Origin of the sequence: Mycetohabitans sp. B3 (assembly GCF_021498065.1) — a bacterium.
Taxonomy (GTDB): Bacteria; Pseudomonadota; Gammaproteobacteria; order Burkholderiales; family Burkholderiaceae; genus Mycetohabitans.
In genome coordinates, this window is record NZ_JAHLKN010000039.1 from 70,138 (window position 1) to 95,667 (window position 25,530).

24 protein-coding genes, 1 tRNA gene and 1 pseudogene are annotated in these 25,530 nt (G+C 63.3%); 18 read left to right on the top strand and 8 right to left on the bottom strand.

What is annotated here, in order from left to right; translation table 11 throughout:
• Positions 1 to 11: 11 nt before the first annotated feature.
• Positions 12 to 1,187 (bottom strand): MFS transporter, encoded by a 1,176-nt coding sequence (locus KQH55_RS12560; RefSeq protein WP_235091464.1) that lies wholly within the window; start codon positions 1,185 to 1,187, stop codon positions 12 to 14.
• On the opposite strand from KQH55_RS12560, the gene KQH55_RS12565 reads away from it, so the two are divergent.
• The 3 genes from KQH55_RS12565 to KQH55_RS12575 are packed head-to-tail and all read left to right on the top strand — an operon-like array spanning position 1,108 to position 5,411.
• Positions 1,108 to 1,308 (top strand): hypothetical protein, encoded by a 201-nt coding sequence (locus KQH55_RS12565; protein WP_235091483.1) that lies wholly within the window; start codon positions 1,108 to 1,110, stop codon positions 1,306 to 1,308. The genes KQH55_RS12560 and KQH55_RS12565 overlap by 80 nt on opposite strands.
• Before the next feature lie 45 nt (positions 1,309 to 1,353).
• The gene (uvrA, locus tag KQH55_RS12570; protein WP_235091244.1) at positions 1,354 to 4,227 is read left to right on the top strand and encodes an excinuclease ABC subunit UvrA; all 2,874 of its coding nucleotides are present in this window, start codon (positions 1,354 to 1,356) and stop codon (positions 4,225 to 4,227) included.
• A 59-nt stretch (positions 4,228 to 4,286) separates the two neighbouring features.
• On the top strand, positions 4,287 to 5,411 hold the full coding sequence (locus KQH55_RS12575) for an AI-2E family transporter (protein ID WP_370643236.1): 1,125 nt from the start codon (positions 4,287 to 4,289) through the stop codon (positions 5,409 to 5,411).
• A gap of 136 nt (positions 5,412 to 5,547) precedes the next feature.
• Here KQH55_RS12575 and purU read toward each other — a convergent pair whose 3' ends face one another.
• The 5 genes and pseudogenes from purU to KQH55_RS12600 all read right to left on the bottom strand — a co-directional run bounded on the left by purU (position 5,548) and on the right by KQH55_RS12600 (position 10,327).
• Entirely contained in the window at positions 5,548 to 6,417 is an 870-nt protein-coding gene (purU, locus tag KQH55_RS12580) for a formyltetrahydrofolate deformylase (RefSeq protein WP_235091246.1), read from the bottom strand.
• Positions 6,418 to 6,494: 77 nt separating this feature from the next.
• The gene (locus KQH55_RS12585; RefSeq protein WP_235091249.1) at positions 6,495 to 7,406 is read right to left on the bottom strand and encodes a DUF4743 domain-containing protein; all 912 of its coding nucleotides are present in this window, start codon (positions 7,404 to 7,406) and stop codon (positions 6,495 to 6,497) included.
• A 103-nt stretch (positions 7,407 to 7,509) separates the two neighbouring features.
• Positions 7,510 to 7,644: pseudogene (locus KQH55_RS12590) on the bottom strand (LysE family translocator); the annotation flags it as partial.
• Between the two features lie 33 nt (positions 7,645 to 7,677).
• Positions 7,678 to 8,244: an adenine phosphoribosyltransferase gene (locus tag KQH55_RS12595; protein WP_139337056.1), complete on the bottom strand. Its 567-nt coding sequence runs from the start codon at positions 8,242 to 8,244 to the stop codon at positions 7,678 to 7,680.
• 79 nt (positions 8,245 to 8,323) lie between these two features.
• Positions 8,324 to 10,327 (bottom strand): monovalent cation:proton antiporter family protein, encoded by a 2,004-nt coding sequence (locus tag KQH55_RS12600; RefSeq protein ID WP_076786051.1) that lies wholly within the window; start codon positions 10,325 to 10,327, stop codon positions 8,324 to 8,326.
• Between the two features lie 152 nt (positions 10,328 to 10,479).
• On the opposite strand from KQH55_RS12600, the gene KQH55_RS12605 reads away from it, so the two are divergent.
• The 11 genes from KQH55_RS12605 (at position 10,480) to KQH55_RS12655 (ending at position 19,757) form a co-directional block, all read left to right on the top strand.
• Positions 10,480 to 11,463, top strand: coding sequence for an SIS domain-containing protein (locus tag KQH55_RS12605; protein ID WP_076786050.1), 984 nt, complete (start codon positions 10,480 to 10,482; stop codon positions 11,461 to 11,463).
• A 7-nt stretch (positions 11,464 to 11,470) separates the two neighbouring features.
• The gene (locus KQH55_RS12610) at positions 11,471 to 12,001 is read left to right on the top strand and encodes an HAD family hydrolase (RefSeq protein WP_076786049.1); all 531 of its coding nucleotides are present in this window, start codon (positions 11,471 to 11,473) and stop codon (positions 11,999 to 12,001) included.
• 3 nt (positions 12,002 to 12,004) lie between these two features.
• A complete protein-coding gene (gene lptC / locus KQH55_RS12615; RefSeq protein WP_076786048.1) occupies positions 12,005 to 12,610 on the top strand; it encodes an LPS export ABC transporter periplasmic protein LptC in 606 nt (201 codons plus the stop codon).
• A gap of 63 nt (positions 12,611 to 12,673) precedes the next feature.
• Positions 12,674 to 13,342, top strand: a complete 669-nt coding sequence (gene lptA, locus KQH55_RS12620; RefSeq protein ID WP_076787652.1) for a lipopolysaccharide transport periplasmic protein LptA — start codon at positions 12,674 to 12,676, stop codon at positions 13,340 to 13,342.
• Positions 13,339 to 14,118: an LPS export ABC transporter ATP-binding protein gene (lptB, locus tag KQH55_RS12625; RefSeq protein WP_235091256.1), complete on the top strand. Its 780-nt coding sequence runs from the start codon at positions 13,339 to 13,341 to the stop codon at positions 14,116 to 14,118. The genes lptA and lptB overlap by 4 nt, the downstream gene beginning before the upstream one ends.
• Before the next feature lie 171 nt (positions 14,119 to 14,289).
• Positions 14,290 to 15,813: an RNA polymerase factor sigma-54 gene (locus tag KQH55_RS12630; RefSeq protein WP_235091258.1), complete on the top strand. Its 1,524-nt coding sequence runs from the start codon at positions 14,290 to 14,292 to the stop codon at positions 15,811 to 15,813.
• 187 nt (positions 15,814 to 16,000) lie between these two features.
• Positions 16,001 to 16,351, top strand: coding sequence for a ribosome hibernation-promoting factor, HPF/YfiA family (gene hpf / locus KQH55_RS12635; protein WP_076786045.1), 351 nt, complete (start codon positions 16,001 to 16,003; stop codon positions 16,349 to 16,351).
• Positions 16,352 to 16,604: 253 nt separating this feature from the next.
• Complete coding sequence (gene ptsN, locus KQH55_RS12640) at positions 16,605 to 17,060, top strand: PTS IIA-like nitrogen regulatory protein PtsN (RefSeq protein WP_076796362.1); 456 nt, start codon at positions 16,605 to 16,607, stop codon at positions 17,058 to 17,060.
• Positions 17,061 to 17,157: 97 nt separating this feature from the next.
• On the top strand, positions 17,158 to 18,126 hold the full coding sequence (gene hprK, locus KQH55_RS12645) for an HPr(Ser) kinase/phosphatase (protein ID WP_041754506.1): 969 nt from the start codon (positions 17,158 to 17,160) through the stop codon (positions 18,124 to 18,126).
• Positions 18,127 to 18,179: 53 nt separating this feature from the next.
• On the top strand, positions 18,180 to 19,094 hold the full coding sequence (rapZ, locus tag KQH55_RS12650; protein WP_076797278.1) for an RNase adapter RapZ: 915 nt from the start codon (positions 18,180 to 18,182) through the stop codon (positions 19,092 to 19,094).
• 24 nt (positions 19,095 to 19,118) lie between these two features.
• Positions 19,119 to 19,757, top strand: a complete 639-nt coding sequence (locus tag KQH55_RS12655; protein WP_076786042.1) for an LON peptidase substrate-binding domain-containing protein — start codon at positions 19,119 to 19,121, stop codon at positions 19,755 to 19,757.
• Between the two features lie 55 nt (positions 19,758 to 19,812).
• Here KQH55_RS12655 and KQH55_RS12660 read toward each other — a convergent pair whose 3' ends face one another.
• Both KQH55_RS12660 and mutM read right to left on the bottom strand, forming a co-directional pair.
• Complete coding sequence (locus KQH55_RS12660; RefSeq protein ID WP_235091466.1) at positions 19,813 to 20,892, bottom strand: A/G-specific adenine glycosylase; 1,080 nt, start codon at positions 20,890 to 20,892, stop codon at positions 19,813 to 19,815.
• 84 nt (positions 20,893 to 20,976) lie between these two features.
• Complete coding sequence (gene mutM / locus KQH55_RS12665; RefSeq protein WP_076786040.1) at positions 20,977 to 21,807, bottom strand: bifunctional DNA-formamidopyrimidine glycosylase/DNA-(apurinic or apyrimidinic site) lyase; 831 nt, start codon at positions 21,805 to 21,807, stop codon at positions 20,977 to 20,979.
• A 91-nt stretch (positions 21,808 to 21,898) separates the two neighbouring features.
• Between mutM and KQH55_RS12670 the strand changes: the two genes are divergently transcribed.
• The 4 genes from KQH55_RS12670 to KQH55_RS12685 all read left to right on the top strand — a co-directional run bounded on the left by KQH55_RS12670 (position 21,899) and on the right by KQH55_RS12685 (position 25,454).
• Positions 21,899 to 23,689 carry a tetratricopeptide repeat protein gene (locus KQH55_RS12670; protein WP_235091259.1) on the top strand — a complete coding sequence of 597 codons (1,791 nt, stop codon included), beginning with the start codon at positions 21,899 to 21,901 and terminating at the stop codon, positions 23,687 to 23,689.
• A 110-nt stretch (positions 23,690 to 23,799) separates the two neighbouring features.
• Entirely contained in the window at positions 23,800 to 24,387 is a 588-nt protein-coding gene (gene lolB, locus KQH55_RS12675; RefSeq protein WP_076787650.1) for a lipoprotein insertase outer membrane protein LolB, read from the top strand.
• 35 nt (positions 24,388 to 24,422) lie between these two features.
• The gene (gene ispE, locus KQH55_RS12680) at positions 24,423 to 25,325 is read left to right on the top strand and encodes a 4-(cytidine 5'-diphospho)-2-C-methyl-D-erythritol kinase (RefSeq protein ID WP_235091264.1); all 903 of its coding nucleotides are present in this window, start codon (positions 24,423 to 24,425) and stop codon (positions 25,323 to 25,325) included.
• A 52-nt stretch (positions 25,326 to 25,377) separates the two neighbouring features.
• Positions 25,378 to 25,454, top strand: a tRNA-Gln gene (locus KQH55_RS12685).
• The last annotated feature ends 76 nt before the right edge of the window (positions 25,455 to 25,530 follow it).

Below are 25,530 nucleotides of genomic sequence, written 5' to 3' on the forward strand. Positions count from 1 at the left end.
CGGATGCGCGGTCAATGCGCGCCGCGGCTGCCCGCTGGCGGCGGCACCTTCATCGGGGCCGCAATGATAAGCCAAACGAACACCAGCACGGAACAGGCCAGGAATACCGACGCATCGCCATGCAGCTTGAGCAGCCAGCCGCCCATCACACCACCCAGCGCGAGCCCAAGCGCCTGCGTCGTGTTATAGACGCCCATCGCGGCGCCCTTGCGCGTGCCCGGCGCGAGCTTCGATACCATCGACGGCTGCGACGCCTCCAGCACGTTAAATCCAGTAAAGTACACGAGCAGGATAACCGCTACCGCCATCATCGCATGGCCGACCTGGGACAGCGCAAGCTGGCCAATCAGGATAGCGATGATGCCTGAGAGCATCACGGCCTTCATCTGGCCCCGCTTTTCTGCCGCGATAATCGCCGGCACCATCAGCACGAACGCCAGTGCCATGACCGGCAGATAGACCTTCCAGTGCGACGCGACCGGCAGCCCGGCGCCGACCAGGATCCGCGGCACGACGACGAACAGCGCGGTCTGCGTCGCGTGTAGCGCGAACACGCCGAAGTTCATCCGTAGCAGTTCGCGGTGACGCAGCACCTCAGCGAACGGCGCCTTGACATGGACCGGCGGTGACGCTGGATCGGGCACAATCCACAGCACCACTGCGATCGCTAATACCGATAGTACGCCGATTGCCGCGAACAGCCCACTCATGCCGATCACCGCATACAGCACCGGCGCGCCGACAATGGCTACTGCAAACGAGACGCCAATGCTGCCGCCGACCATCGCCATCGCCTTCGTACGGTGATGCTCGCTGGTCAGGTCGGCGATCAGCGCGAGCACGGCCGACGAAATCGCACCCGCACCTTGCAGCGCGCGGCCGACGATGATCCAGTGGATAGTGTCCGCGAGCGCGGCCACCGCGGCCCCAAGCGCGAAGATCACCAACCCGGCGACGATCACCGGCTTGCGCCCGATGCGGTCGGACAACCATCCGTAGAAAATATACAACGCCGCCTGCGTCACGCCGTAGACGCCCAGCGCGATACCAACGAGCACCGTGTCGTCGCCGCCCGGGATCGTGTGGGCATAGACGGAGAACACCGGCATGATCATGAACAAACCGAGCATGCGCAACGCGAAAACCGACGCAAGTGAGACGGTCGCGCGCAACTCCGGCGCGCTCATTCGAGAAGAAGAAGCGGACGACGTGGGCATCGAGATGAATTTCCGTCCATTCATGCACCCTGACCGGGTGTCAGCTCTGCCCGTTGGGCGCTGGTACGGCGGTGAGGAAAAGTCGTTATAGTAGCAGGTTTGGCAGCAACGCCCGCGAAGCCGGCACCATCGCTCAATGGAAGAGATTCGCATCCGTGGGGCCCGCACCCACAACCTGAAAAACGTCAACCTTGATCTGCCGCGCCACAAGCTGATCGTGGTCACAGGGTTGTCGGGTTCCGGCAAGTCATCGCTCGCCTTCGACACGCTGTACGCGGAGGGGCAGCGACGCTACGTCGAGAGCCTGTCCGCGTATGCGCGGCAGTTCCTGCAGTTGATGGAAAAGCCGGATGTCGACCTGATCGAGGGTCTGTCGCCGGCCATCTCGATTGAGCAGAAGGCGACGTCGCACAACCCGCGCTCCACGGTCGGCACCGTCACCGAGATCCATGATTACCTGCGACTCTTGTACGCACGGGTGGGCACGCCGTACTGCCCGGATCACAGCATCGCCCTGCAGGCACAAAGCGTATCGCAGATGGTCGACGCCGCGCTGTTTCTGCCCGAGGATACGAGGCTGATGATTCTCGCGCCGGTCGTGGTCAACCGCAAGGGCGAGCATGCCGAGCTATTCGAGCAGATGCAGGCGCAGGGCTTCATCCGCTTCCGGGTGCGCTCCGGCGGCGGCACCGCGCACGAAGGGACCGCGCAAATCTATGACGTCGACGCGCTGCCCAAGCTAAAAAAGAACGACAAGCATACGATCGACGTCGTCGTGGACCGGCTCAAAGTGCGCCCAGACATGAAGCAGCGGCTTGCGGAGTCGTTTGAGACCGCGCTGCGGCTCGCCGACGGTCGCGCGATCGCGCTGGAGATGGACAGCAACACCGAGCATCTGTTTAGCGCAAAGTTCGCGTGCCCGGTCTGCTCTTACTCACTGCAAGAACTTGAGCCGCGGCTGTTCTCATTCAACAACCCGATGGGTGCATGCCCGGAATGCGACGGCCTGGGACAAATCACCTTCTTTGACCCGAAGCGGGTAGTCGCGCATCCGTCGCTGTCGCTGGCCGCCGGCGCAGTGAAGGGCTGGGACCGGCGCAACCAGTTCTATTTCCAAATGCTGCAAAGCCTGGCGGCATTCTACGAGTTCGACATCGAAACAGCATTCGAGGACCTACCCGAGGCAGTGCGCCAGTCCGTGCTGTACGGTTCCGGCGAACAGGCCATCCCCTTCTCGTACATGAACGAGCGCGGCCGCGCGTCGGTGCGCGAGCATCCGTTCGAAGGCATTATTCGCAATTTTGAGCGCCGCTACCGAGAAACCGATTCGGCGGCGGTGCGCGAGGAACTGGCCAAATACCAAAACAACCAGGCGTGCCCCGCATGCGAGGGCACCCGGCTGCGGCGTGAGGCGCGCCATGTGAAGATCGGCTCCGACGACAACGCGCGGGCAATCTTAGAGGTGAGTAGCTGGCCGCTGCGCGACGCACTAGGTTACTTCCAGACGCTGAAGCTGGACGGCGCCAAGCGTGAAATCGCTGACAAGGTGGTCAAAGAAATCGTCGCGCGCCTGATGTTCCTAAACAACGTCGGGCTCGATTACCTGTCGCTGGAGCGCAGCGCGGACACGCTGTCCGGCGGCGAGGCGCAGCGCATCCGCCTCGCGTCGCAGATCGGCTCGGGCCTGACCGGCGTGATGTATGTGCTCGACGAGCCTTCGATTGGGCTGCATCAGCGCGACAACGACCGATTGATCGCGACATTGAAGCACCTGCGCGATCTAGGCAACTCGGTCATCGTCGTGGAGCACGACGAGGACATGATCCGGATGGCCGATTACGTGGTAGACATGGGCCCGGGCGCCGGCGAGCACGGCGGCATGGTGGTCGCGCACGGCACACCGCAGCAAATTGAGAACGACGCCGCCTCGGTCACCGGCCAATATCTTTGCGGCGCGCGGCGAATCACAGTGCCGCAGCAGCGGCGCGCACCGGATGAGCGCCGGCTGCGGATCATGCGGGCCTACGGCAACAACCTGAAGCATGTAACGCTGGACCTGCCGGTGGGTCTGCTCACCTGCGTGACCGGCGTATCGGGCTCAGGCAAGTCCACGCTAATCAACGACACGCTGTACCACGCGGTCGCACACCATCTGTACGGCTCGGCGGCCGAGCCCGCCCCGCACGAGGCCATCGACGGATTAGAGCATTTCGACAAGGTAATCAACGTCGATCAGTCGCCGATCGGCCGTACACCGCGCTCGAACCCGGCCACCTACACCGGCCTATTCACGCCGATCCGGGAATTGTTCGCCGGCGTGCCGTCGGCCAAGGAGCGCGGCTATGATCCGGGACGATTTTCGTTCAACGTCAAGGGTGGACGCTGCGAGTCGTGCCAGGGCGACGGCGTGCTGAAAGTAGAGATGCACTTTTTGCCCGATGTCTACGTGCCATGTGACGTGTGTCACGGTAAGCGATACAACCGGGAGACGCTCGAAATCCAGTACAAGGGCTGCAGCATCAGCGAAGTGCTCGACATGACGGTCGAACACGCGTATGAATTCTTCCGCGCGGTGCCAGTGGTGGCGCGCAAGCTCAAGACGCTGCTCGACGTGGGGCTCGGCTATATCCGGCTGGGCCAGTCCGCGACCACATTGTCCGGCGGCGAAGCACAGCGAATCAAGCTTTCGCTGGAACTGAGTAAGCGCGACACTGGTCGCACGCTTTATATCCTGGACGAGCCGACGACGGGATTACACTTCCACGATATCGCACTGCTGCTGGAAGTCATTCACCGATTGCGCGATCATGGCAATACGGTTGTCATCATCGAGCATAATCTTGACGTGATCAAGACGGCGGATTGGGTCATCGACCTCGGACCGGAGGGGGGCGCCGGCGGTGGTCAAATCATCGCGCAGGGCACGCCGGAACACGTGGCACAATCCAAGGCAAGCTTTACCGGCAAGTACCTGGCGCCCCTGCTCGGCGCACGCCAGACGCAGGCCTAACGCATGTGCTACGCTGCGCCAACGTCCGTGCGGACAAATAGTCGTAACGAGGATTGGGGATGGCAACAGAATATGAAGCGGCGCGTCCGAGCGATGGCAATGACGGACGCGGCTCGGCGCAGGGGTCGCGTCCGGGGCAGCCGCTTCCGACGCACAACGTGAATCGACCGGGCCCTGCGTCGTTGTCCCGGCTCGCGCCGGTGGATATCGCCAGCTACCTATTCATGATCGCCGCGATGGTGCTGGTCATCGAGCTGAAGTTGCTCGGCGCGCTGCTGGCGGGGCTACTTGTTTATCAGGTCGTGCACCAAATCTCGCCGCGCCTGGAACGTCATTTGTCCAGCCAGCGCGCGCGGTGGTTCGCGGTCGTGTTCGTCGCCTGTGCGGTGGTCGCCGCCTTCACCGGCATCTCGTTGGGCATCGCACAGCATCTAGAAAAGCACGTCACCAGCGTACAAGCGCTGTTCGAGCAGGTGATGCGGTTCTTCGATCAAGCGCGTGCGCGGCTTCCGGCTTGGGCGTTGACGTATCTGCCAAGTAACGCCGCCGAGATCGAATCGAAGATTACTGTCTTGTTGCACTCGCACGCGACGCAGTTGCAGGAGGGCGGCAAAACGGCGATGCGCGGCATCACGCACGTGCTGCTCGGCATGATTCTCGGCGCAATCGTGGCCGTCGACGCGCAGCATCATGCGACTCGCGCGCCGCTGTCCGCGGCGCTAGTCACGCGGGTGTCACGCTTGGCCGACGCGTTTCGGCGGATCGTGTTCGCACAAGTCAAAATTTCAGCGGTCAATGCGTTCTTCACCGGCCTCTACCTGCTTGTCGCCCTGCCGCTGTTCCATTCGCGGCTGCCGCTGTCCAAGACGCTGGTGATCTTCACGTTTGTGGTTGGCCTGTTGCCGGTGGTCGGCAACCTGATCTCGAACACCGTGATCGTGCTGATCTCGCTGGCTTCCGGGATCGGCGTCGCGATTTCGTCACTCGCGTTCCTGGTGGTGATCCACAAGCTCGAGTACTTCCTGAACGCGCGTATCGTCGGCGGCGAGATCGAGGCCAAGGCGTGGGAACTCCTGATTGCGATGCTGGTGATGGAAGCGGCGTTTGGGCTGCTCGGCGTCATCGCGGCGCCCATCTTCTATGCCTATATCAAGCGTGAATTGGTGCTCTCCAAGCTGATCTGAGCGCGCGGGCGGCGCACGCTGCCGCACCTAGCCCGCTCGCAGTGCACGACGCGTTGGTCAACGCCCATGCCCCGCCAACACCGATGTGCTGAGCGTGTCCGTGGGCGGTGCACTTGTCCGTGGGCGGTGCACTGAGTCAGCGAAATACCACGGTTTTCGTGTCGTTGAGCACGATGCGGTGCTCAACGTGCCACTTCACCGCCCGCGCAAGGGTCACGCATTCGACGTCCCGGCCCACGGCCGTCAGTTCGTCGGGCGTCATGCTATGGTCAACGCGTTCGACTTCCTGCTCGATGATCGGACCTTCATCCAGATCCGTGGTCACATAGTGCGCAGTGGCACCAATCAGCTTCACACCGCGATCAAACGCCTGGTAGTACGGTTTCGCCCCCTTAAAGCTGGGCAGAAACGAATGATGAATATTGATGGCCCGGCCGGCCAGCTTCTCACACAGCTCGCCCGACAGAATTTGCATGTAACGCGCCAGCACGACAAGGTCCACGCCGTGGTGCTCGACCAACTCCAGGACGCGGGATTCCTGTGCCGCCTTCGCCTGCGGCGTGCCGTCGGCCAGCGGTAGATAGTGGAATGGGATGTTGTAGCTCGCCGCGAGTTGGTAGAAGTCCTGGTGGTTCAACACGATCGCCGGGATCTCGATCGCAAGCTGTCCGGTGCGGTAACGGAACAACAAGTCGTTCAGACAATGACCGATCTTGGACACCATGATCATCACGCGCGACTTGACGTTCGCATCGTGCAATTCCCAGCGCATGCCAAATTGCTCGGCCAGCGTCGCGAAACTGGCGCGCAGCGCGTGTAGGCCGGGATCGCCGCCCACCTGCTGGAAGTGCACACGCATGAAGAACTCGCCGGTGCGACTATCGCCGAACTGTGCAGAATCCAGAATATTGCTGCCTCGCTCGAACAGAAATCCGGACACCGCATGCACGATGCCGGGCCGGTCGGCGCAGGCGAGTTTGAGAATGAAGCTGTGTTCGGTGGCCATGCCATAACCCCTTGTTTAATTCGTCACCGGGTAATACGGTTGGATAGGTCTGCCGGTGCCAGCCGACGCAGCGGCGTTCAATCGCCGGGCGCCTGCAGCAGTACGTCGAAAGCGCCGCATTCGGCGGAATCAAGCCAGCCGCGGCGCAACAGGCAATCAAGCGTCGCCAGGCTCGCATCGACGGTCATCCGGCCAGCTCGAACGATGTCGAGCAATTGCGTGCGCGACACCAGCCGGTGCTCGGCGACTTCCCCGTCGGTATTGCGCGGCGCGAAATCATCGGGCACCAGCAGATCGTAGACGAACAGTTGCTCGGCCTGCGTGCCCTCGTCAATTTCCTGCAAAACATGAATCGTGCGCCCCGCGCTGGCCGTGCTCACGAGCAACGACGCATCGATGCCGGACTCTTCGTACGCTTCCTTTACCAGTGTGTCGAACACCGGCAGCCCCCAGCCGATTCCGCCGCCAACCAGGCTGTCGAGCATGCCGGGATCGGTCGGCTTCGTGTCGCTGCGGCGCGCGATCCAGAAATACGGTTCACCGTCCGCGGCGCGCGGCGCAACCGGCGGGGCGGCACCGCCGACGCGCAGCGGCGGCGCCTCGCGGTCGAGGCCCACCACCACGCCGTTCAGATGGACAGCGTATGTCGTCGTGCCAAAGAACCGCGACGCCGCACGTTCGATAAAGGCGAGCGGCGGGTCGTCAAATGCATTGCGTATCGCATAGGTCTCGTTGCGCCATCCGCGAATCAGGCCGTGCGCGGCCAGCGCACCCATGACCGAGCCCAGTGCGGCGCTGCGCGCCTGGACGGTATCGAATGCATCGGTCATCACGACGCAGCGCTCACTGATGGCGAACACGTCCGGCCAGTGCGCGAGCCAACGCACGTCGCCCGCGCGGATCCAGCCGACCGGCTGCCCGCCGATCACGAACCGCAGATGCTGGTCGCGCCGGAAACGGCGCGCGGCGTCAATGCAGCCCCAAGTCATCGCCGATGCCCTTTGCGCATAAAACCAATGATTCTAACGCCTCTTCAACTCTGCGACGCGGCAACCCGAGCGTCGAAGGCGATGAAGGTCACGCCCGCCAGCCCGCCCAACCTAACGCCCACACGCGGTCAACGGCGCGCCCCTGCAAGACGTCCCGCGCGAGTACTGACAAGTAGCCCGGACCCGACGCGACGGTGATCGCCACGGACGTGGCGAGGAACAGCGGCAATTCAGACATCGCCTTGCTCCAGCAGATCATGGCCGCAGCGGCTCAAAACGTGCATACGGTATAGAGCGGTGCCCCGGCATTGCGCAGCAGCGTCGAGCCTCCCAGCTCGGGCAGATCGATGATCGCCGCGCACTCGACGACGCGTGCACCGAGCCGCTCCAGCAGCGCGTGCCCGGCCATCATTGTGCCGCCCGTGGCGATCAAGTCATCGATGAGCACGAGGCGCTCGCCCGGGCGGCATGCATCTGCGTGGACTTCGACCGTCGCCTCCCCATATTCGAGCGAGTAGGACGCTGATACGGTCGTGAACGGCAGTTTACCTTTCTTGCGGATCGGAATAAAACCCACGTTCAGCTCGTAGGCAAGGATCGGTCCGACGATGAATCCTCGCGCATCAAGCCCTGCGATATAGTCTAGCCGCTGGTCGATATAGCGCTGCACGAACAAGTCGACCAGCACCCGCAGGCATTTCGCGTCCTGCAGCAGCGGCGTGATGTCGCGAAATTGCACGCCAGGCTGCGGCCAGTCGGGCACAGTACGGATATGTTGGCGGATATAGGCGGCAGAATCGGTCAGCACCGCCGGTGGCGGCGCAGCGCGCTCTTGCATGGTGGTCTCCATTGCGGATCGGGCGCCGGGTGTCAGCCCGCGCCGGGTTCATTCGGACGTCATTCGACTGCGTGCCGCGCTAGGCCGGCTTCGTTGCCGCACCACGCCGCGCGCGCAGCAGCCGCTCCTCGGCCAGCGCGAGCGCGTTGGGCAAGCCGCGCAGCACGACGATGTCATGCGCGCGCAGTTTCGTGTCGCGATCGGGCTCGACACCCCGTATACCATGCCGGCGGATCGCAGTGACTTCGATGCCCATTTCGAACAACCCGAGCTCATCCAGGCTCTGGCCGACTGCGTCAGCGCTTTCGTCAATCGGCACCGATTGTAGCCTCACCTGCTCGATGCCATCCTCATCCAAGTCGTCCGCGCCGTGGAAATAGCCGCGCAACAGGCTGTAGCGCTTGTTGCGCAAGTCTTCGATGCGCCGCAGCACGCGGCGCATCGGCACGCCGACCAGCACCAGCGTATGCGATGCGAGCATCAGACTGCCTTCTACGATCTCCGGGATCACCTCAGTGGCGCCCGCGGCCAGCAACGTGTCTAGGTCGGCGTCGTCCACCGTGCGCACGATCACCGGCAGGGTTAGCTTCAGCTCATGTACGTTATACAGCACCTGCAGCGCCGAGGGCGTATTCGCATAGGTGATCGCGAGCGCCGCCGCCCGATGGATACCGGCGGCCAGCAGCGATTCCCGGCGCCCCGCGTCGCCAAACACGACTTGCTCGCCGGCCGTCGCCGCGGCGCTCACGCGGTCCGGATCCAGATCCAGCGCGACATACGATAGGCCCTCGTGCTCGAGCATCCGAGCCAGGTTCTGCCCGTTGCGCCCGTAGCCGCAGATGATCACGTGCCCCTGCTGCGTGATGCTCTGCGTCACGATACGCGTCATCTGTAGGGAGTGCATCATCCATTCGCTCGAAGACAGGCGCAGCACGATCCAGTCCATCGTATCGATAACGAACGGCGCCGCCAGCATCGACAGCAACATCGCCGCCAGGATTATTTGCATCAGTTCGTCCGAAATCAGGCGTTGCTCGCGGACCAAATTCAGCAGCACGAAACCGAACTCGCCGGCTTGCGCGAGCGCGAGCCCGGTGCGCATCGCCGCGCCGGGCATCGCGCCGAACAGACGAGCCAGGCCGGTGATTAGCGCCGCCTTGAACAGCAACGGACCGACCAGGAACAACAGCACCATCAGCGGGTGCTGCCATAGTACCCGCGGATCGAACACCATCCCGGTGGTGATGAAGAACAAGCCCAACAGCACATCGCGAAACGGCTTAATGTCCTCTTCGACTTGATGCCGATATGGCGTCTCGGAGATCAGCATGCCAGCAATGAACGCGCCGAGCGCCAGCGACAATCCGAACGTCTCCGTGATGAACGCGGCGCCCAGCGTCACCAATAGCAGGTTCAGCATGAACAGTTCCTGCGAGCGCCGCCGGACCACCACATTGAACCAGCGAGTCATGAACCGCTGTCCGACAAACAGCAAGATCGTGAGCACCACGGCGGTCTTGACCACAGCCCACCCGAGTGCAATCGCCAATTCCTTCGGATCAGCCCCGAGCGCGCCGATCACGAGTAGCAGCGGCACCACGGCCAGGTCCTGGAACAACAGGATGCCAAAGATGGTGCGCCCGTGCGCAGACTCGAGTTCGAGCCGTTCGGCGAGCAACTTGCTGACAATTGCAGTCGAAGACATTGCCAGCGTACCGCCGAGCGCAACGCTCGCCTGCCAACTCAGGTGCAGCCAGGCGCGCGTGGCCATACCGGCGAGCACGGCCAACGCAATCGTGGCCATTACCTGCGACAGGCCCAGCCCGAACACGATCGTGCGCATCGAGCGCAGCTTGGCGATCGAGAACTCCAGCCCGATCGAGAACAGCAGGAACACCACGCCGAATTCGGCTAGATACTGCACCCGCTCCGAATCGCTCACCATGCCCAGCGCATGGGGACCGACGAGCATGCCCACGCTCAAGTAGCCAAGCATGGGCGGCAAGTTCAGCATGCGAAAGATCACGACCCCGACCACCGCGGCCAGCAACAAAAAAAGCGTGAGTTCGAGCGGCGATGTCATACGGGTCCTTGCGCCGGTCCTTTCAGTGGTCAGCCGACGTGCGCAAAACCAGGCAGTAACGGCCGGTACACACGCGGCAGCGCCATCAACGCTTCGGGAGCCGCGCCGCCGGGTGCGCCGCGAGCCAAATGCGCGTTTGCTATACTCCGCGCATGATAGCGAAAATCAATGGCGCCCGGGCATTGCAGCTGGCGCAGCACGTGCTCGACATCGAGGCAGAGGCCATCCGGAGCCTGAGTACGCGCCTGAACGGCGAGTTTGTCGTCGCCGTGGAAATGTTGCTGGCCTGCAAGGGGCGCGTGGTAGTCTCCGGCATCGGCAAGTCAGGCCATATTGCGCGCAAGCTGGCGGCCACGCTGGCGAGCACCGGCACACCCGCGTTCTTCGTGCATCCGGCCGAGGCGAGCCACGGCGACCTGGGCATGGTCACCGCTAACGACGTGTTCATCGGTTTGTCCAACTCCGGCGAATCGGAAGAACTGGTTGCGATCCTGCCGCTAATCAAGCGGCTCGGCGCAAAATTGATCGCGGTGACCGGACGGCCGGAATCGAGCCTGGCCAAGCTGGCCGACGTGCACTTGAATGCGCGCGTGGAAAAAGAGGCATGCCCGCTGAACCTCGCGCCCACGGCCAGCACCACAGCCACGCTCGCGCTTGGCGACGCGCTGGCGGTAGCGGTGCTCGACGCGCGCGGCTTTTCTGCCGACGATTTTGCGCGCTCACATCCGGGCGGCACGTTGGGCCGGCGCCTACTGACCTATGTGCGCGATGTGATGCGCACCGGCGACGAGGTGCCGCGCGTGACGCTGTGCGCGACGGTGCGAGACGCATTGTTTGAAATCACTGCGAAACGGCTAGGCATGACCGCGATCGTGAATGAGGATTCACACGTGGAAGGCATCTTCACCGATGGTGATTTGCGCCGCGTGCTGGAGCACAAGGGCGACATCCTGGGCCTGCCGATTACCGACGTGATGACACACAAGCCGCGCACGATTAGCGCCGAACAACTCGCAGTGGAGGCCGTGGAACTGATGGAGCGGTTCCGCATCAACCAGATGCTGGTCGCCGACGCCGATGGCACGCTGATCGGCGCGCTGAACACGCACGACCTTTTCTCCGCCAAAGTCATCTGATCCGACCATGGCCCTGACCGCAATTGAACGTGCCGCGCGCGTCAAGCTGATGATATTCGACGTGGACGGCGTGCTAACCGACGGCACGTTGTACTTTACGCCAGACGGCGATGCAATGAAGGGCTTCAACTCGATGGACGGCCATGGGTTGAAGCTGCTCGAGCAGGCCGGTGTCGCGACCGCGATCATCACCGGGCGCGATTCGAAGATCGTCGAGTTGCGCGCGCGCGAGATCCGCGTGTCATATCTGTACCAAGGGATCAGCGACAAACTCGTCGCGTTCGACAAGTTGCTGGATGCCGCCGGCGTCACCGCCAACGAATGCGGGTACATGGGCGACGACTGGCCTGATCTGGCGGTCATGCTGCGCGTCGGTTTTGCCGCCGCGCCAGCGGGCGCGCACCCCGAGGTACGCAGTCGCGCGCACTGGATCGCCACCGCACGCGGCGGTCACGGCGCCGCTCGCGAGGTCATCGATACACTGCTGCGCGCACAGGGCCGGTATGACGGTCTGCTCGCGGCGGCGTGCGAAGGCTAAGCGATGCGCGAGATACGCCTGTCCGCCTGGTTGCCGCTCGTGATCATGGCGGTACTCGCCGCCGGCACGTACTGGCTGCTGCAGAATACATTGCCGCGCCCGTCGCAGGGGGTATCGGCGACCAAGGCGCATACGCCGGACTATTTCGCCGACCACTTCTCGATCTCGATGCTGGACGAAAGTGGCGTAACGCAGTACCGGATCGCGGCCGCGTCGATGGTCCACTATGAGGACGATGCGGCGACGCACGCAACGCTGCCAGCAATCCGCGCGTTCGCGCCGGGTCAGCCGGTCGTCACCGCCACCGGCAAGCACGCTGTCATTAATGCGGACGGCTCGATCGTGGACCTGTACGACGACGCGCGCATCGTGCGCGACGCGGGTCCGACCGATCCGCGGATGCAAGCTGATTCCGAGCACTTCCGCGTGCTGACCAACGACGATATCATCGAAACCGAAAAGCCGGTTAAACTGCTACGCGGCCCGTCCCAGATGACGGCCAATGGCATGATCTACAACAACGTGACCCGCGAAATGCATCTGCTCGGCCAGGTACGCGGCATGATTGCCGCGTCCGACACGGCGGCGGGCGGACCGTTCAGTCAATGACGGGCACCTCTTTCTCGCACGACGCGCATGAACCCAATGTTTGACCGCCCCGTGCCTGCGCGCATGCTGCATCCGCAGCGCTGCGCCAGGGCGAGCCGTGCCCGCACGGCAGGCAGGCGGATCGTGTCGACGCTGGCCGTCGCGCTGCCGCTTGCGCTGTCGCTGTCCGTTGCGCACGCCGAGCGCGCGGATCGCGACAAGCCGCTAAACATCGAAGCGGACAACATGACGTACGACGACCTGAAGCAGCTGACGGTCTTCACCGGCCACGTCGTCGCGACCAAGGGCACGATCCTGATCCGTGCGGACCGCGTGGAAGTCAAGCAGGATCCGCAAGGCTACCAGCACGCCATCGGCACCAGCAACGGCAGCACACTGTCGTACTTCCGGCAGAAGCGCGACGGCATGGACGAATACATCGAAGGCAACGCGGTGCGCATCGACTACGACGGCAAGCAGGACCTGACAACGTTGACCACGCGCGCCGTTGTGCGGCGCTTGCATGGGTTGTCCAAACTCGTCGATGAGGTGCGCGGCAGTGTGATCACCTACGATGGTCAAAAGGACTTTTACACCGCGCAGTCGGGCAAGGATGTCGCGGGACCGGGCAATCCAAGCGGCCGCGTGCGCGCGATGCTCACCCCCAGCACGGGGGGCGGCGCGCTGCCTCAACCGGCCGGCGACGTGACGCTGACCCCGTCCACGACGCTGCAAGGAACGTCGCAACCATGAACGCATCGGTTCTCCCCGTGTCTGCTCGGACTGCGGCCAGCACGCTGTCGGTGCGCAACTTGCGCAAACGTTACGGCGCGCGCACCGTCGTCAAGGACGTGTCGCTTGACGTGAAAAGCGGCGAAGTGGTTGGGCTGCTCGGACCGAACGGCGCCGGCAAGACGACCTCGTTCTACATGATCGTCGGACTGGTGCCGCTCGATGCCGGCGAGATCATGCTCGATGACACGCCGATCAGCGTGCTGCCGATCCACCAGCGCGCCCGGATGGGGTTGTCCTATCTGCCGCAGGAGGCATCGGTATTCCGTAAGCTGTCTGTCAACGAGAACATCCGCGCGGTGCTGGAGTTGCAACTAGACGAGCATGACAAACCGCTGTCCAAGCAAGCGGTATCGGTGCGTGCCGACGCATTGCTCGAGGAGCTGCAGATCGCACACTTGCGCGACAATCCGGCGATGTCGCTGTCCGGCGGCGAACGGCGCCGTGTCGAAATCGCGCGCGCACTCGCCACCCGCCCCAGCTTTATCCTGCTGGACGAGCCGTTTGCCGGCGTGGACCCCATTGCCGTACTGGAAATCCAGAAGATCGTGCGCTTTTTGAAGGAGCGCGGCATCGGCGTGTTGATCACGGATCATAACGTGCGCGAGACACTCGGCATCTGCAACCACGCGTACATCATCAGCGACGGCAGCGTGCTCGCGGCCGGCGCGCCCAAGGAAATCATTGCGAACGAGAGCGTGCGCCGCGTGTACCTGGGCGAACATTTTCGTATGTAGTCCCTTTACTGGGGCTGGCTCCCGCCCCAGCCAGCGCCGACCTGGCGACACTGCCGCGCCAGCGGGTGGCTCGCGTGCGCCGACTCGTTCAAACATGCACAAAATGGGCCAACGTGTTCCCTCAAGGTTCCGCCAACGTGGCAAACTGTCTACAATAAAAAGCAATCTGCCATGAAAGCAAGCCTTCAACTCCGTCTATCGCAGCATCTGGCACTGACCCCGCAATTGCAGCAGTCGATTCGGCTACTGCAGCTGTCGACGCTCGAATTGCAGCAGGAGGTCGCCACGGCGATCGCGCAAAATCCTTTACTGGAGAACGAGGACGACTGGATCGCGAGCCCGTTGCGGGTCGCCGCGGACGGCTCACTGTTGCCGTCGCAAAGCAGCGCGCTGCCCACCGGCATGGCCGAGGCACCAGCACCGGTGCTCGGCAGCGCCAACGGCGTGAACGGCGAGCGCGCGGAAAGCGCGGAGCCGGCCGCCGTCGACGAATACAACGGCATGAACAGCGACAGCGGCACCGACACGGCGTCGTGGAATTTGGACGACTATGTGCGTCCCGGTGGCACCTCCGACGACGACGAGATGCCGCCGCTGCAGTTGCACGAATCCACGGTCAGCCTACGCGAGCATTTGGGCGCGCAGTTGCGCCTGACCAAGGCTAGCCCGCGCGACCGCGCGCTGGTCACGTTTCTGATCGAGTCGCTGGACGACGATGGCTACCTGAGCGCGAGCTGCGACGAAATCCTCGCCGACTTGCCGGCCGAACTTGAGGTCGACGCCGATGAGTTGAACGCGGCGCTCGCGCTGCTGCACAGCTTCGATCCGGCTGGGGTCGGGGCGCGCTCGGCGTCCGAATGCCTGAAGCTGCAATTGTTGCGGCTGGAGCCAAGCGCCACGCGCACGCTGGCGCTGGAAATCGTGTCGAACTACCTGGAGTTGCTGGCGGCGCGCGACTTCACGCGTCTGCGCAAGCACCTGAAGGCCAGCGACGACGCGCTGCGCGACGCGCATGCGCTGATCCGCTCGCTCGAGCCGTTCCCCGGCGCCGCGTACGGCAAGGCCGAGGCCGACTACGTGGTGCCGGACATCATCGTGAAGAAAACCTCACAGGGGTGGCAGGCGGAGTTGAACCGCGAAGTCGTGCCGCGGCTGCGGGTCAACCACTTATACGCGAACATCCTGCGCAGCAACCGGGGTGACCCAGGCAGCGGTTCGTTGCGCCAGCAACTGCAGGAAGCGCGCTGGCTGATCAAGAACATCCAGCAACGATTTGAAACGATTTTGCGCGTCGCACAAGCAATCGTCGAGCGTCAGCGTAGTTTTTTCGTGCATGGCGAGATCGCGATGCGCCCCTTGGTTTTACGAGAAATTGCTGATACGCTGGGCTTGCATGAGTCGACCGTATCGCGGGTCACGACCGGGAAGTACATGCTGACGCCCTTTGGGACGCTCGAATTCAAGTACTTCTTTGGCTCGCACGTGTCGACCGATACGGGGGGCGCGGCGTCATCGACCGCGATCCGCGCGCTCATCAAGCAACTGATAGGAGCCGAAGACCCGAAAACCCCTCTTTCAGACAGCCGCATCGCTGAACTGCTGGCCGAACAGGGCTTCGTGGTCGCACGCCGAACTGTGGCGAAATATCGCGAAGCGCTGAAGATCCCGGCTGTTAGCATGCGTAAGTCGTTATAGCCTACTGCATGTTGCGGTGGGCGTTTACCGGCCGCGGCGCTTAGATAGAATATGGTCAGGAGCCGGCCGATATCGGCCCGCCGCACCTTTTTCGTCACAACGGGGTGCACGCTACAAGCGGGACGAGGCTCGAGCGGCGCCGGATCATGCCTTTGCGCCAGCGGCTATTGAGCACGGAGAGGCAGCTATGAATCTGAAGATCAGTGGACACCACCTGGACGTCACGCCCGCCCTGCGCGAATATGTGGTCGCGAAGCTCGACCGAGTGCTCAGGCATTTTGACCAGGTGATCGATGGCACTGTGCTACTGGCCGTGGACAATCACAAGGAAAAGGAAAAACGGCAAAGGGTGGAGGTCAACCTGCACCTGAAGGGCAAGGACATCTTTGTCGAGAGCGCGAATGGCGACCTGTACGCGGCGATCGACATGCTGATCGACAAACTCGACCGTCAGGTATTGCGTTACAAGGGCCGGCTGCAAGGCCACCAGCATGAGGCGATCAAGTACGTGCCTGTTCCCGAGCAACCGGCACCCTGAGCGCGGATCGGGTCCGCGTTGGCAAGCCGCCCGCACCGGGCGGCTTTTTCATTACCCGCACCGTTGTATCGCGTAGACCGGACCCGCGTTGGCGCGTTGCACCATACGCAACTCGCCTGATCTATAATGCTTTGGTTACCATAGTTGCCACCTATAAAATCATCAGCCGGAAAGCGTCTGCCGTGAGTCGTCGCGCGGCCCCCAGTGCTGGCCGACAGCCCGTGCGCGATACAATTGCTTTTCGCCTGTCCCTATGAATCGTCTAGCTAAAATCCTGCCCATTGAGAATGTCGTGCTGGGTCTGTCCGTGACCAGCAAGAAGCGGGTTTTCGAACAAGCCGGCCTGATCTTTGAAAATCAAAACGGCATTGCCCGTAGCGTCGTCACCGATAACCTGTTTGCGCGCGAACGGCTCGGCTCGACCGGTCTGGGCGAAGGCGTGGCGATCCCGCATGGGCGCATTAAGGGGCTGAAGCAGCCGCTGGCGGCATTTGTGCGGCTTGCCGAACCCATTCCGTTTGAGTCGCCGGACGGCCAGCCGGTCCAATTGCTGATCTTCCTGCTTGTGCCAGAACAGGCGACGCAGCAACATCTCGAAATCCTGTCCGAGATCGCACAACTGTTGTCGGACCAGCAAGCGCGCAAGAGTCTGTCCACCGAGCCGGACCGTGGCGCGCTGCACCAACTGCTGACTCAGTGGCAACCCTAATCGCCGCGACGCGTGCGCTTCTAACACAATAGATTCAAGCGCATGCGTCGCACACCGCGATGAGCAGCGCCGCGCGACGCAACCCGAGAAGGCCACCATGGATACGTCCAGCATCAACGCGCAAAGCATCTTCGACGACAACGCCGCTTCGCTGAAGCTAAGTTGGCTGACGGGTCATGAAGGCTGGGACCGCGGTTTCTCAACGGAAACCGTCGCCAATGCGACCTCCAGCGCCGATCTGGTCGGCCACTTGAACCTGATCCATCCGAACCGGATCCAGGTGCTGGGCGAAGCCGAGGTCAACTACTATCAGCGGCAAAGCGATGAGGATCGCTCGCGTAACATGGCCGAGCTGATCGCCCTTGAACCGCCGTTCCTGGTCGTGGCCGGCGGCGTAGCGGCGCCGCCGGAGTTGGTGCTTCGCTGCACGCGCTCCTCGACGCCGCTGTTCACCACGCCGATGTCCGCCGCCGCCGTGATCGACAGCTTGCGGCTATACATGTCGCGTATCCTGGCGCCGCGCGCAACGCTGCACGGCGTGTTCCTCGACATCCTCGGCATGGGGGTGCTGCTGACTGGCGACTCGGGGCTGGGCAAGAGCGAACTGGGGCTGGAGCTGATCAGCCGCGGCCACGGGCTGGTCGCAGATGATGCGGTCGACTTCGTGCGGCTCGGCCCAGATTTCGTCGAAGGCCGCTGCCCGCCGCTACTGCAGAACTTGCTGGAGGTACGCGGACTCGGGCTGCTCGACATCAAGACGATTTTCGGCGAAACCGCGGTGCGCCGAAAAATGAAGCTCAAGCTGATTGTACAGCTGGTGCGCCGCCCCGACGGCGAATTCCAACGCCTGCCGCTAGAAAGCCAAACGGTTGACGTGCTGGGCTTGCCAATCAGCAAGGTCACGATCCAGGTTGCGGCCGGCCGCAACCTGGCCGTGCTGGTCGAAGCCGCCGTGCGCAATACGATTCTGCAATTGCGCGGCATCGATACATTGCGCGATTTTATGGAGCGCCAGCGGCTTGCGATGCAGGATCCGGACGGACAATTTCCAGGCAAGCTAATCTGAGCGGCCCGAAGCGCTACAGCGCTGCTATGATGAAACGCATGAACCCTGACTCGATGCGAATCATCTTGATCACCGGCATGTCCGGGTCTGGCAAATCGGTGGCACTCGCGGCGCTCGAGGATGCCGGCTACTACTGCGTCGACAACCTACCGCCACGGTTCCTGCCGGAACTCGTGGCGTTCCTGTCCCGAGAGGGACAGGCGCGGCTCGGCGTCGCGATCGACGCGCGCTCGGCGCGCTCGCTGGACGAAATGCCGGAAATTATCCGTGCACTTGGCCACACCCACGACGTTCGCGTGCTGTTCTTGAATGCGAGCACGCAATCACTCATCCAGCGATTCTCCGAAACGCGCCGCAAGCACCCGCTGTCCGCGTCAATGGTGGACGACGCGCTCGATGGCATACAGGCTTCGCTGGCCGATGCAATCGAGCACGAACGGGAGCTGGTGGCCAATCTGGCGGAATTCGGGCACCAGATTGACACCAGCAGCCTGCGCGCAAACACGCTGCGCGCCTGGGTCAAGCAGTTCATCGAACACGATCAGACCGGTCTCGCGCTAATGTTCCAGTCGTTCGGCTTCAAGCGTGGCATTCCGCTGGACGCCGATCTGGTATTCGACGCGCGGACTCTGCCTAATCCCTATTATGACCGGGAGCTGCGGCCGCTGACGGGACTCGATCGGCCGGTGATCGACTTTCTTGCCGCCACGCCGCTGGTCGGCACGATGATCGACGATATCGCCGAGTACCTGTCCAAGTGGTTGCCGCATTTCTGCGACGACAATCGTGCGTACCTGACCGTGGCGATCGGCTGCACCGGCGGGCAGCATCGCTCCGTCTACATTGCCGAGGCACTCGCCGCGCGCTTCGCAAGCGCCGCAAACGTGCTGGTGCGGCATCGCGAGATCGCCGGCGCGCATGGTGACAGCGCGTCGTTTGCCAGTACATCGGCCCGAGCGTCCGGCTAGCCGCGCCAAACCGAGCACGAACGTATGTCAACTGTCCCATCTGATACCCTTGCTAAGCTGCCTCTGTTCCCGTTGCGCACGGTGCTGTTTCCTGGTGGCCTGCTGCCGTTGAAGGTGTTCGAGGCCCGCTACCAGGACATGACCCGTGACTGCCTGCGCGATCATGCGCCGTTCGGCGTATGCTTGCTCAAGAGCGGCAGTGAAGTGATCCAGCAGGACGAGCCGCCAGTACCCGAATCGATCGGCTGCCTGGCCGAGATTGTCGATTGCGACGTGGAGCGTTTCGGCCTGATGCATATCCGCGCCCGAGGCACACGCCGCTTCCGGTTGTTGTCGCATCGGACTGAGCCCAACGGCTTGCTACGCGGCCAGGTGCAGTTACTGCCCGAGGACCGCCCGCTGAACGGCGACGAGCGCGTCGCGAAGTTCGGCGCGTGCGCAGAGGTGCTCGAGCGAATCGTTGCCACGCTGTCCGAGCGCAGCCCGGGCAATCTGCCATTCATCGAGCCGTACGCATTCGACGATCCAAGCTGGGTATCCAACCGGCTCGCCGAGGTCCTGCCGGTCTCCGCGCGCGCGCGGCAAAAACTAATGGAAGTCCTCGATGCCGGCGCGCGGATCGACGTCGTGCACCACTACATGCTGCAGCACCAACTGCTGTAGCCTGCTCTACCCACTCCACTGCTGTAACCTGCATCACCCACTGCTGTAACTTGGGCTACAACAACGTTCCGTCCAGCGCATCGAGCAGCTTGCGCACCGGCGCGGGCAAGCCATAGTCGCCGATGGCATCCAGCCGCACCCATGCAGTGTCCGCCTGCGCGTCGCGCACTGCGGCCCGCGGTTCGTCCACCAGTTGCGCGAGCCGTGGCTCGATTTCGAGGCGAAAATGTGTGAACGTATGCGCCAGCGGGGCAAGCGGCGCCAGCACGACCGGCGCACCGCCGAGTTGCGCCGCACGCGCGGCAAGCGCGTCCACGTCCGGCGCCTCGGGCAAGCTCCAGAGCCCGCCCCAAATGCCCAACGGCGGGCGTTTCTCGAGCAGCACCTGATCGGCACTGCGCAGCACCAGCATCATTGTGCGGCGTGTCGGCACGGGCTTTTTGGGCCTAGCGGCCGGCAGTTCACGCTGTCGGCCCGTCAGATTGGCCACACACGCGTGCGCAAACGGGCAGCGACCGCAATCTGGCCGGCCCCGTACGCACAGCGTCGCTCCCAGGTCCATCAGTCCTTGCGTATACGCCACGATGGGCTCGACCGGTGCGCCATCGCGCTGGCGTACGCTATCGGCTGCGTCATTGGACGCCTTCCCGGACGCCTTGTCGGATGCGTCACCGGCCGTCGGCAGCAACGACTCAGCTAGCGCCCACATCGCGGTCTCTACGCGCTTGTCGCCCGGAAAGCCGTCAATCCCAAAAATCCGCGCGAGCACCCGCTTGACATTGCCATCCAGGATCGGCGAGCGCACGCCGAACGAGAAGGCGGCAATCGCCGCCGCCGTCGAACGGCCGATTCCCGGCAGTGCCGCGAGTTGCTCAACAGTCTGCGGGAACGCGCCGCCATACTGCTGGACGACGACCTGCGCGCACCGGTGCAGGTTGCGCGCGCGAGTGTAGTATCCCAGTCCACTCCATAGCGCCATCACGTCGTCAGCCGCGGCAGCCGCCAATGCGTGAACGTGAGGAAAGCGTGCGAGGAACCTCGAATAATACGGAATCACCGTCGAGACCTGCGTTTGCTGCAGCATGATCTCCGACAGCCAGACTCGATATGGGTCCCGGCTGCGCTGCCACGGCAGGTCGTGCCGCCCATGCGTATGCTGCCACGCGATCAGGCGCGGCGCGAAGTCAGCTGGTTCTATGTTGGCCTCCAAGGGGTCGATTCAGCGCTGGCAGCGCGTGCAGTAATAGGTCGAGCGCTGTCCTTGCACGATGTGCCGGATCGGTACACCGCAAGCATGGCAAGGCAGGCCGGCCCGATCATAGACGAAATAGTCGAGTTGGAAATAACCGCTCTCGCCGTGGCTGCCGACAAAGTCGCGCAACGTACTGCCACCCTTGTCGATTGCCGCCGCCAGTGTCGCGCGAATAGCGTCGGCCAGCAGTTCATAGCGCGGCAGCGACACGCGTCCCGCCGGCGTACTCGGCCGAATGCCGGCGCGAAACAGACTCTCGGATGCATAGATGTTGCCCACGCCGACGACGATGTCGCCGGCCAGCAGCGCCTGTTTGATCGACACCGTGCGCCCACGCGTGCGACGATGCAGCAGCGTGCCCGAAAATGCGCTCGAAAAAGGCTCGACTCCAAGGCTGGCCAATAAAGGATGCTCGAGCACGCCGCCCGACGCGCGCGGATGCCACAACACCGCACCGAAGCGACGCGGGTCGCGAAAACGCAACACGAACTCATCGAAGACCCAGTCGATATGATCGTGCTGGGCGGCGGGCGGCAACGCGGGCAGGTTGTGCAGCACGCGCAGCGTACCGGTCATCCCCAGGTGCACGATGAGCCATCCGTCGTCCAGCTCGAACAGCAGGTACTTGCCGCGCCGTTCCACTTTGTGGATCACGCGTTGCTCAAGCTCGCGCGCCAGCGTGGCCGGCACCGGCCAGCGCAGCGCAACATTACGCACCTCGACGCGCTGCACGCGTCGTCCAGCGACATACGGTTCAATTCCGCGTCGCGTCACTTCAACTTCCGGCAGTTCTGGCATGTCTAATAGGCAGGCAGGTGGACACACCGTGGTCCACGCCCACTATTGTAGCCACCGCGTTACAATCCATCGAAACATTGACTGGATTTCCATGAACCTGCTTCTTGCCAAGCTGCTCCACCGAGGCCCAGCACGCCCGGCGGCGGCTGCCGCGTTGCTCGCCGTCTCGCTCGTGCTCACACGGCCCACCGCCGCGCAGGACAACGACTCGCCGGAATTGACCGATATCATCAGCACGCCAACGCCCGATGAGCAGAAGGCGCTGCCGCGCCTGCCGCTGACCAGCCAGGTGGTCTACCAGGTGCTGGCCGCCGAGGTTGCGCTGCAGCGCAACCAGCCCGCACCGGCCTACCAGACTTACCTGGCATTGGCCCGCGACACGATGGACCCGCGCTTCGCGCAGCGCGCCACGGAAATCGCGCTGCTTGCGCAAAGCCCGGTCGACGCGCTGAACGCGGCACAGCTGTGGCAACAGTACGCGCCCCAGTCGGATCGTGCCGCGCAAATCGATGCCTCGCTGCTGGTGCTGGCTGGCAAGCCCGAGGAAGCCAAGCCGCTGCTGGAGCAGCAATTGGCGAAGGTTGCGCCGGATAATCGTGCCAATGCGCTAATCGGGGTGCAAATGCTGCTGGCGCGCGGCCCGAACCGCACGTCGGGCCTGCATGTGCTGCAGAGTTTGTTGCGTCACGACATGGACAAGCCAGAGGCGAACTACGCGATCGCCCGACAGCAGGCACTTACGCAGGACCGCGATGGCGCGCGCCAGTCGCTGCAAGTCGCGCTGAAGGAAAAGCCCGACTTCCTGCCCGCAGTGCTACTGCTCGCGCAGCTCGGCCCACAGGATCGCGCGGAGGCCACGCAGCGGCTGTCGCAATACGTGCGTAAGAATCCGCAGGCGCGCGAGGCGCGGATGTCGCTGGCCCAGTTGTATCTGGCCAGCGATCAGCTGGACGACGCGAAAATCGAGTTCACGCGACTGGCCAATGACGACAGCCACGACCTGCTGCCGTTGATGGCGCTCGCGCTGATCGAGATCCAGCAGCGGCACTGGTCGAGCGCGAAGCAATACCTGCAACGGTACGTCGCGGCCGCGCAGCGTCAGCCAAACGCCGATCCGGGCCAAGCGTACCTCTATCTGGCACAGATCGCGCTCGAGCAAAAGGATGACCAGGCTGCGTCGCAATGGCTGGACAAGATCTCGCCCGGAAGCACGCAACACCTGGCGGGACAAATCACGCGCGCGCAGATCATCGCCCGCGAGGGCAAGGTCGACGACGCACGCAACCTGCTCGCCGAACTCAAGCCGATGACGCCGCGCGAAGCGGCGCTGATCGCGCGTACCGACAGCGCGATCTTGTTTGACGCCAAGCGCTATGCCCAAGCCGAGGCGCGGCTCGCGCAAGCGGCTAAGGCGTTTCCGGACGATCCGGACCTGGCCTACGACTACGCGATGGCCGCCGAGCGCAACGGTCACTACGACGTAATGGAAAAGCAATTGCGCGATCTAATCCGGCTGCAACCGGAAAACCCGCAGGCTTATAACGCACTCGGCTATTCGCTCGCGGACCGCAACCAGCGGCTGGACGAGGCCAATCAGCTGATAGAAAAAGCATCATCGCTGGCACCGGACGATGCATTCATCATGGACAGCGTCGGCTGGATCAAGTATCGGCTCGGCGACAAGGTTGGTGCAGTGAAGGTGCTGCGTCGCGCGTACAACTTGCAGCCGAACGCGGAGATTGGCGCGCATCTAGGCGAGGTGCTGTGGGAAAATGGCGATCGTGACCAGGCCCGCGCGGCGTGGCGCGACGCACGGAAGCTGGAACCGCACAACGACACGCTGGTCAAGACGCTGAAACGCTTCCAGATCGACGACCTGTGATGAACCAAGTTCCACTACTGGCCGACGTGCGCGCCCGGCCTGCTCGTTGTGTTTCGTCTGTTCGCCGCGTGTTGCGCTGCGCTGCTGGCGGCCTGCGGCAGTCGCGCGCCATGCGCCACGGGTGTGGCGCGCTCGGGCTCGCTGCGCTGCTGAGCGCCTGTGTGACGCCACAACAGCGGCCCACTGCGCCCGTTGCCGGCACAGGCAGCGCGCAGGCCGGGCAAACCGTGCACGCGTACCATGGACGCTTCGCGGTCAGCTACGAGGACCAAAATGGGCAGCCGCGCAACGCGTATGGCAATTTTGATTGGCAGGAAGCCGGCCAAACCGTCAAGCTGCAATTGCTGAGCCCGCTCGGTCAGACGCTGGCCATCGTCGCGTCGGCACCAGGATTGGCCACCCTCGAATTGCCCAACAAAGCGCCACAGATGGCGCCAAGCGTATCCGAGCTAATGCAGGGCACGCTGGGCTTCTCACTGCCGGTCGAAGGGCTGCGCTACTGGTTGCAGCCATCCGTGTCGCCAGACTCGCGCGCCTGGACGGCGACCGACGGCGCCGGCCGCCTGAGCCGCGTCGAGCAGGACGGTTGGACGATTGAATACCTAGCGTACGTCGCCGCGCCGGTAAGCCGCGTCAAGCGCGTAAACCTGACGCGGCAGGCGCCACCGCTGTCGGTCAAACTCGTACTGGACCAATAAGCCGCGCACAGGCATCCACGGCGTGATGAACCCCCATGACTGAAACCGAAGACATACTGCGCGACTGCGCAGCCCCCGCGAAGCTCAACCTTTTCCTACATGTGACTGGCCGCCGCGAGGACGGGTATCACGAGCTACAGACGGTGTTCCAGTTGCTGGACTGGAGCGACGTGCTGCATTTCCGGCGCCGCGACGATGGCACGGTGCGCCACCTGCGGCCACTGGACGGGGTCCCCGAGCAGGCCGATCTAAGCGTTCGAGCGGCAAAGCTGTTGCAACAGCGCAGCGGTTGTCGCTACGGTGTGGAGATCGACATCGACAAGCGCCTGCCGATGGGAGCCGGCATCGGGGGCGGCAGCTCGGATGCGGCAACCACGCTGCTCGCGTTGAACCGGCTGTGGCGGCTGTATCTGCCGCGCGCGACGCTGCAAGCCCTGGCACTAGAACTGGGCGCCGACGTGCCGTTCTTCGTGTTCGGGCGCAATGCCTTTGCGCAAGGCGTGGGCGAGCAACTGCAACCGGTTCAGCTGCCAACACGCACGTTCCTGGTGGTTAAACCCGCGGTACATGTGCCGACCGCTGAAATTTTCCGCTCCGAGGCATTGACAAGAGACACCAAACACATCACAATTGTGGACTTTCTTGCACGGCAAAACATCGCTGATGACAATAAGGCAAGCGAGGCGGGTTGGCCAGATCATTTTGGTCGAAACGACATGCAGCCGGTTGTCGCGGGAAAATATGCAGAAGTGGCGCAAGTGTTGGATTGGTTTTCGACAATCGCGCCCGCCCGTATGACGGGATCGGGTGCGAGTGTATTCGCAGCATTTCCCAGCAGGGCGCAAGCGGAGTTGGCGCAAGCAAAGCTCCCTGCCGGCTGGCAAAGTGCGATAGCATCGAGTCTGGACCGCCATCCGTTGTACACTTTTGCGTCATAAAAGGTTTCGCCGTGTCGGGTTCGCGAGTCCCGACCAGGCAGACGGTTCGTGTAGGGGAGTCGCCAAGTTGGTTAAGGCACCGGATTTTGATTCCGGCATTCGAGGGTTCGAGTCCTTCCTCCCCTGCCAGTTACCCATAGCGCGGGCATGATCTTGCCCTAGCGCCACACGCTCCATCCCATGCCACGCCCCCCGAGTAGCAGGT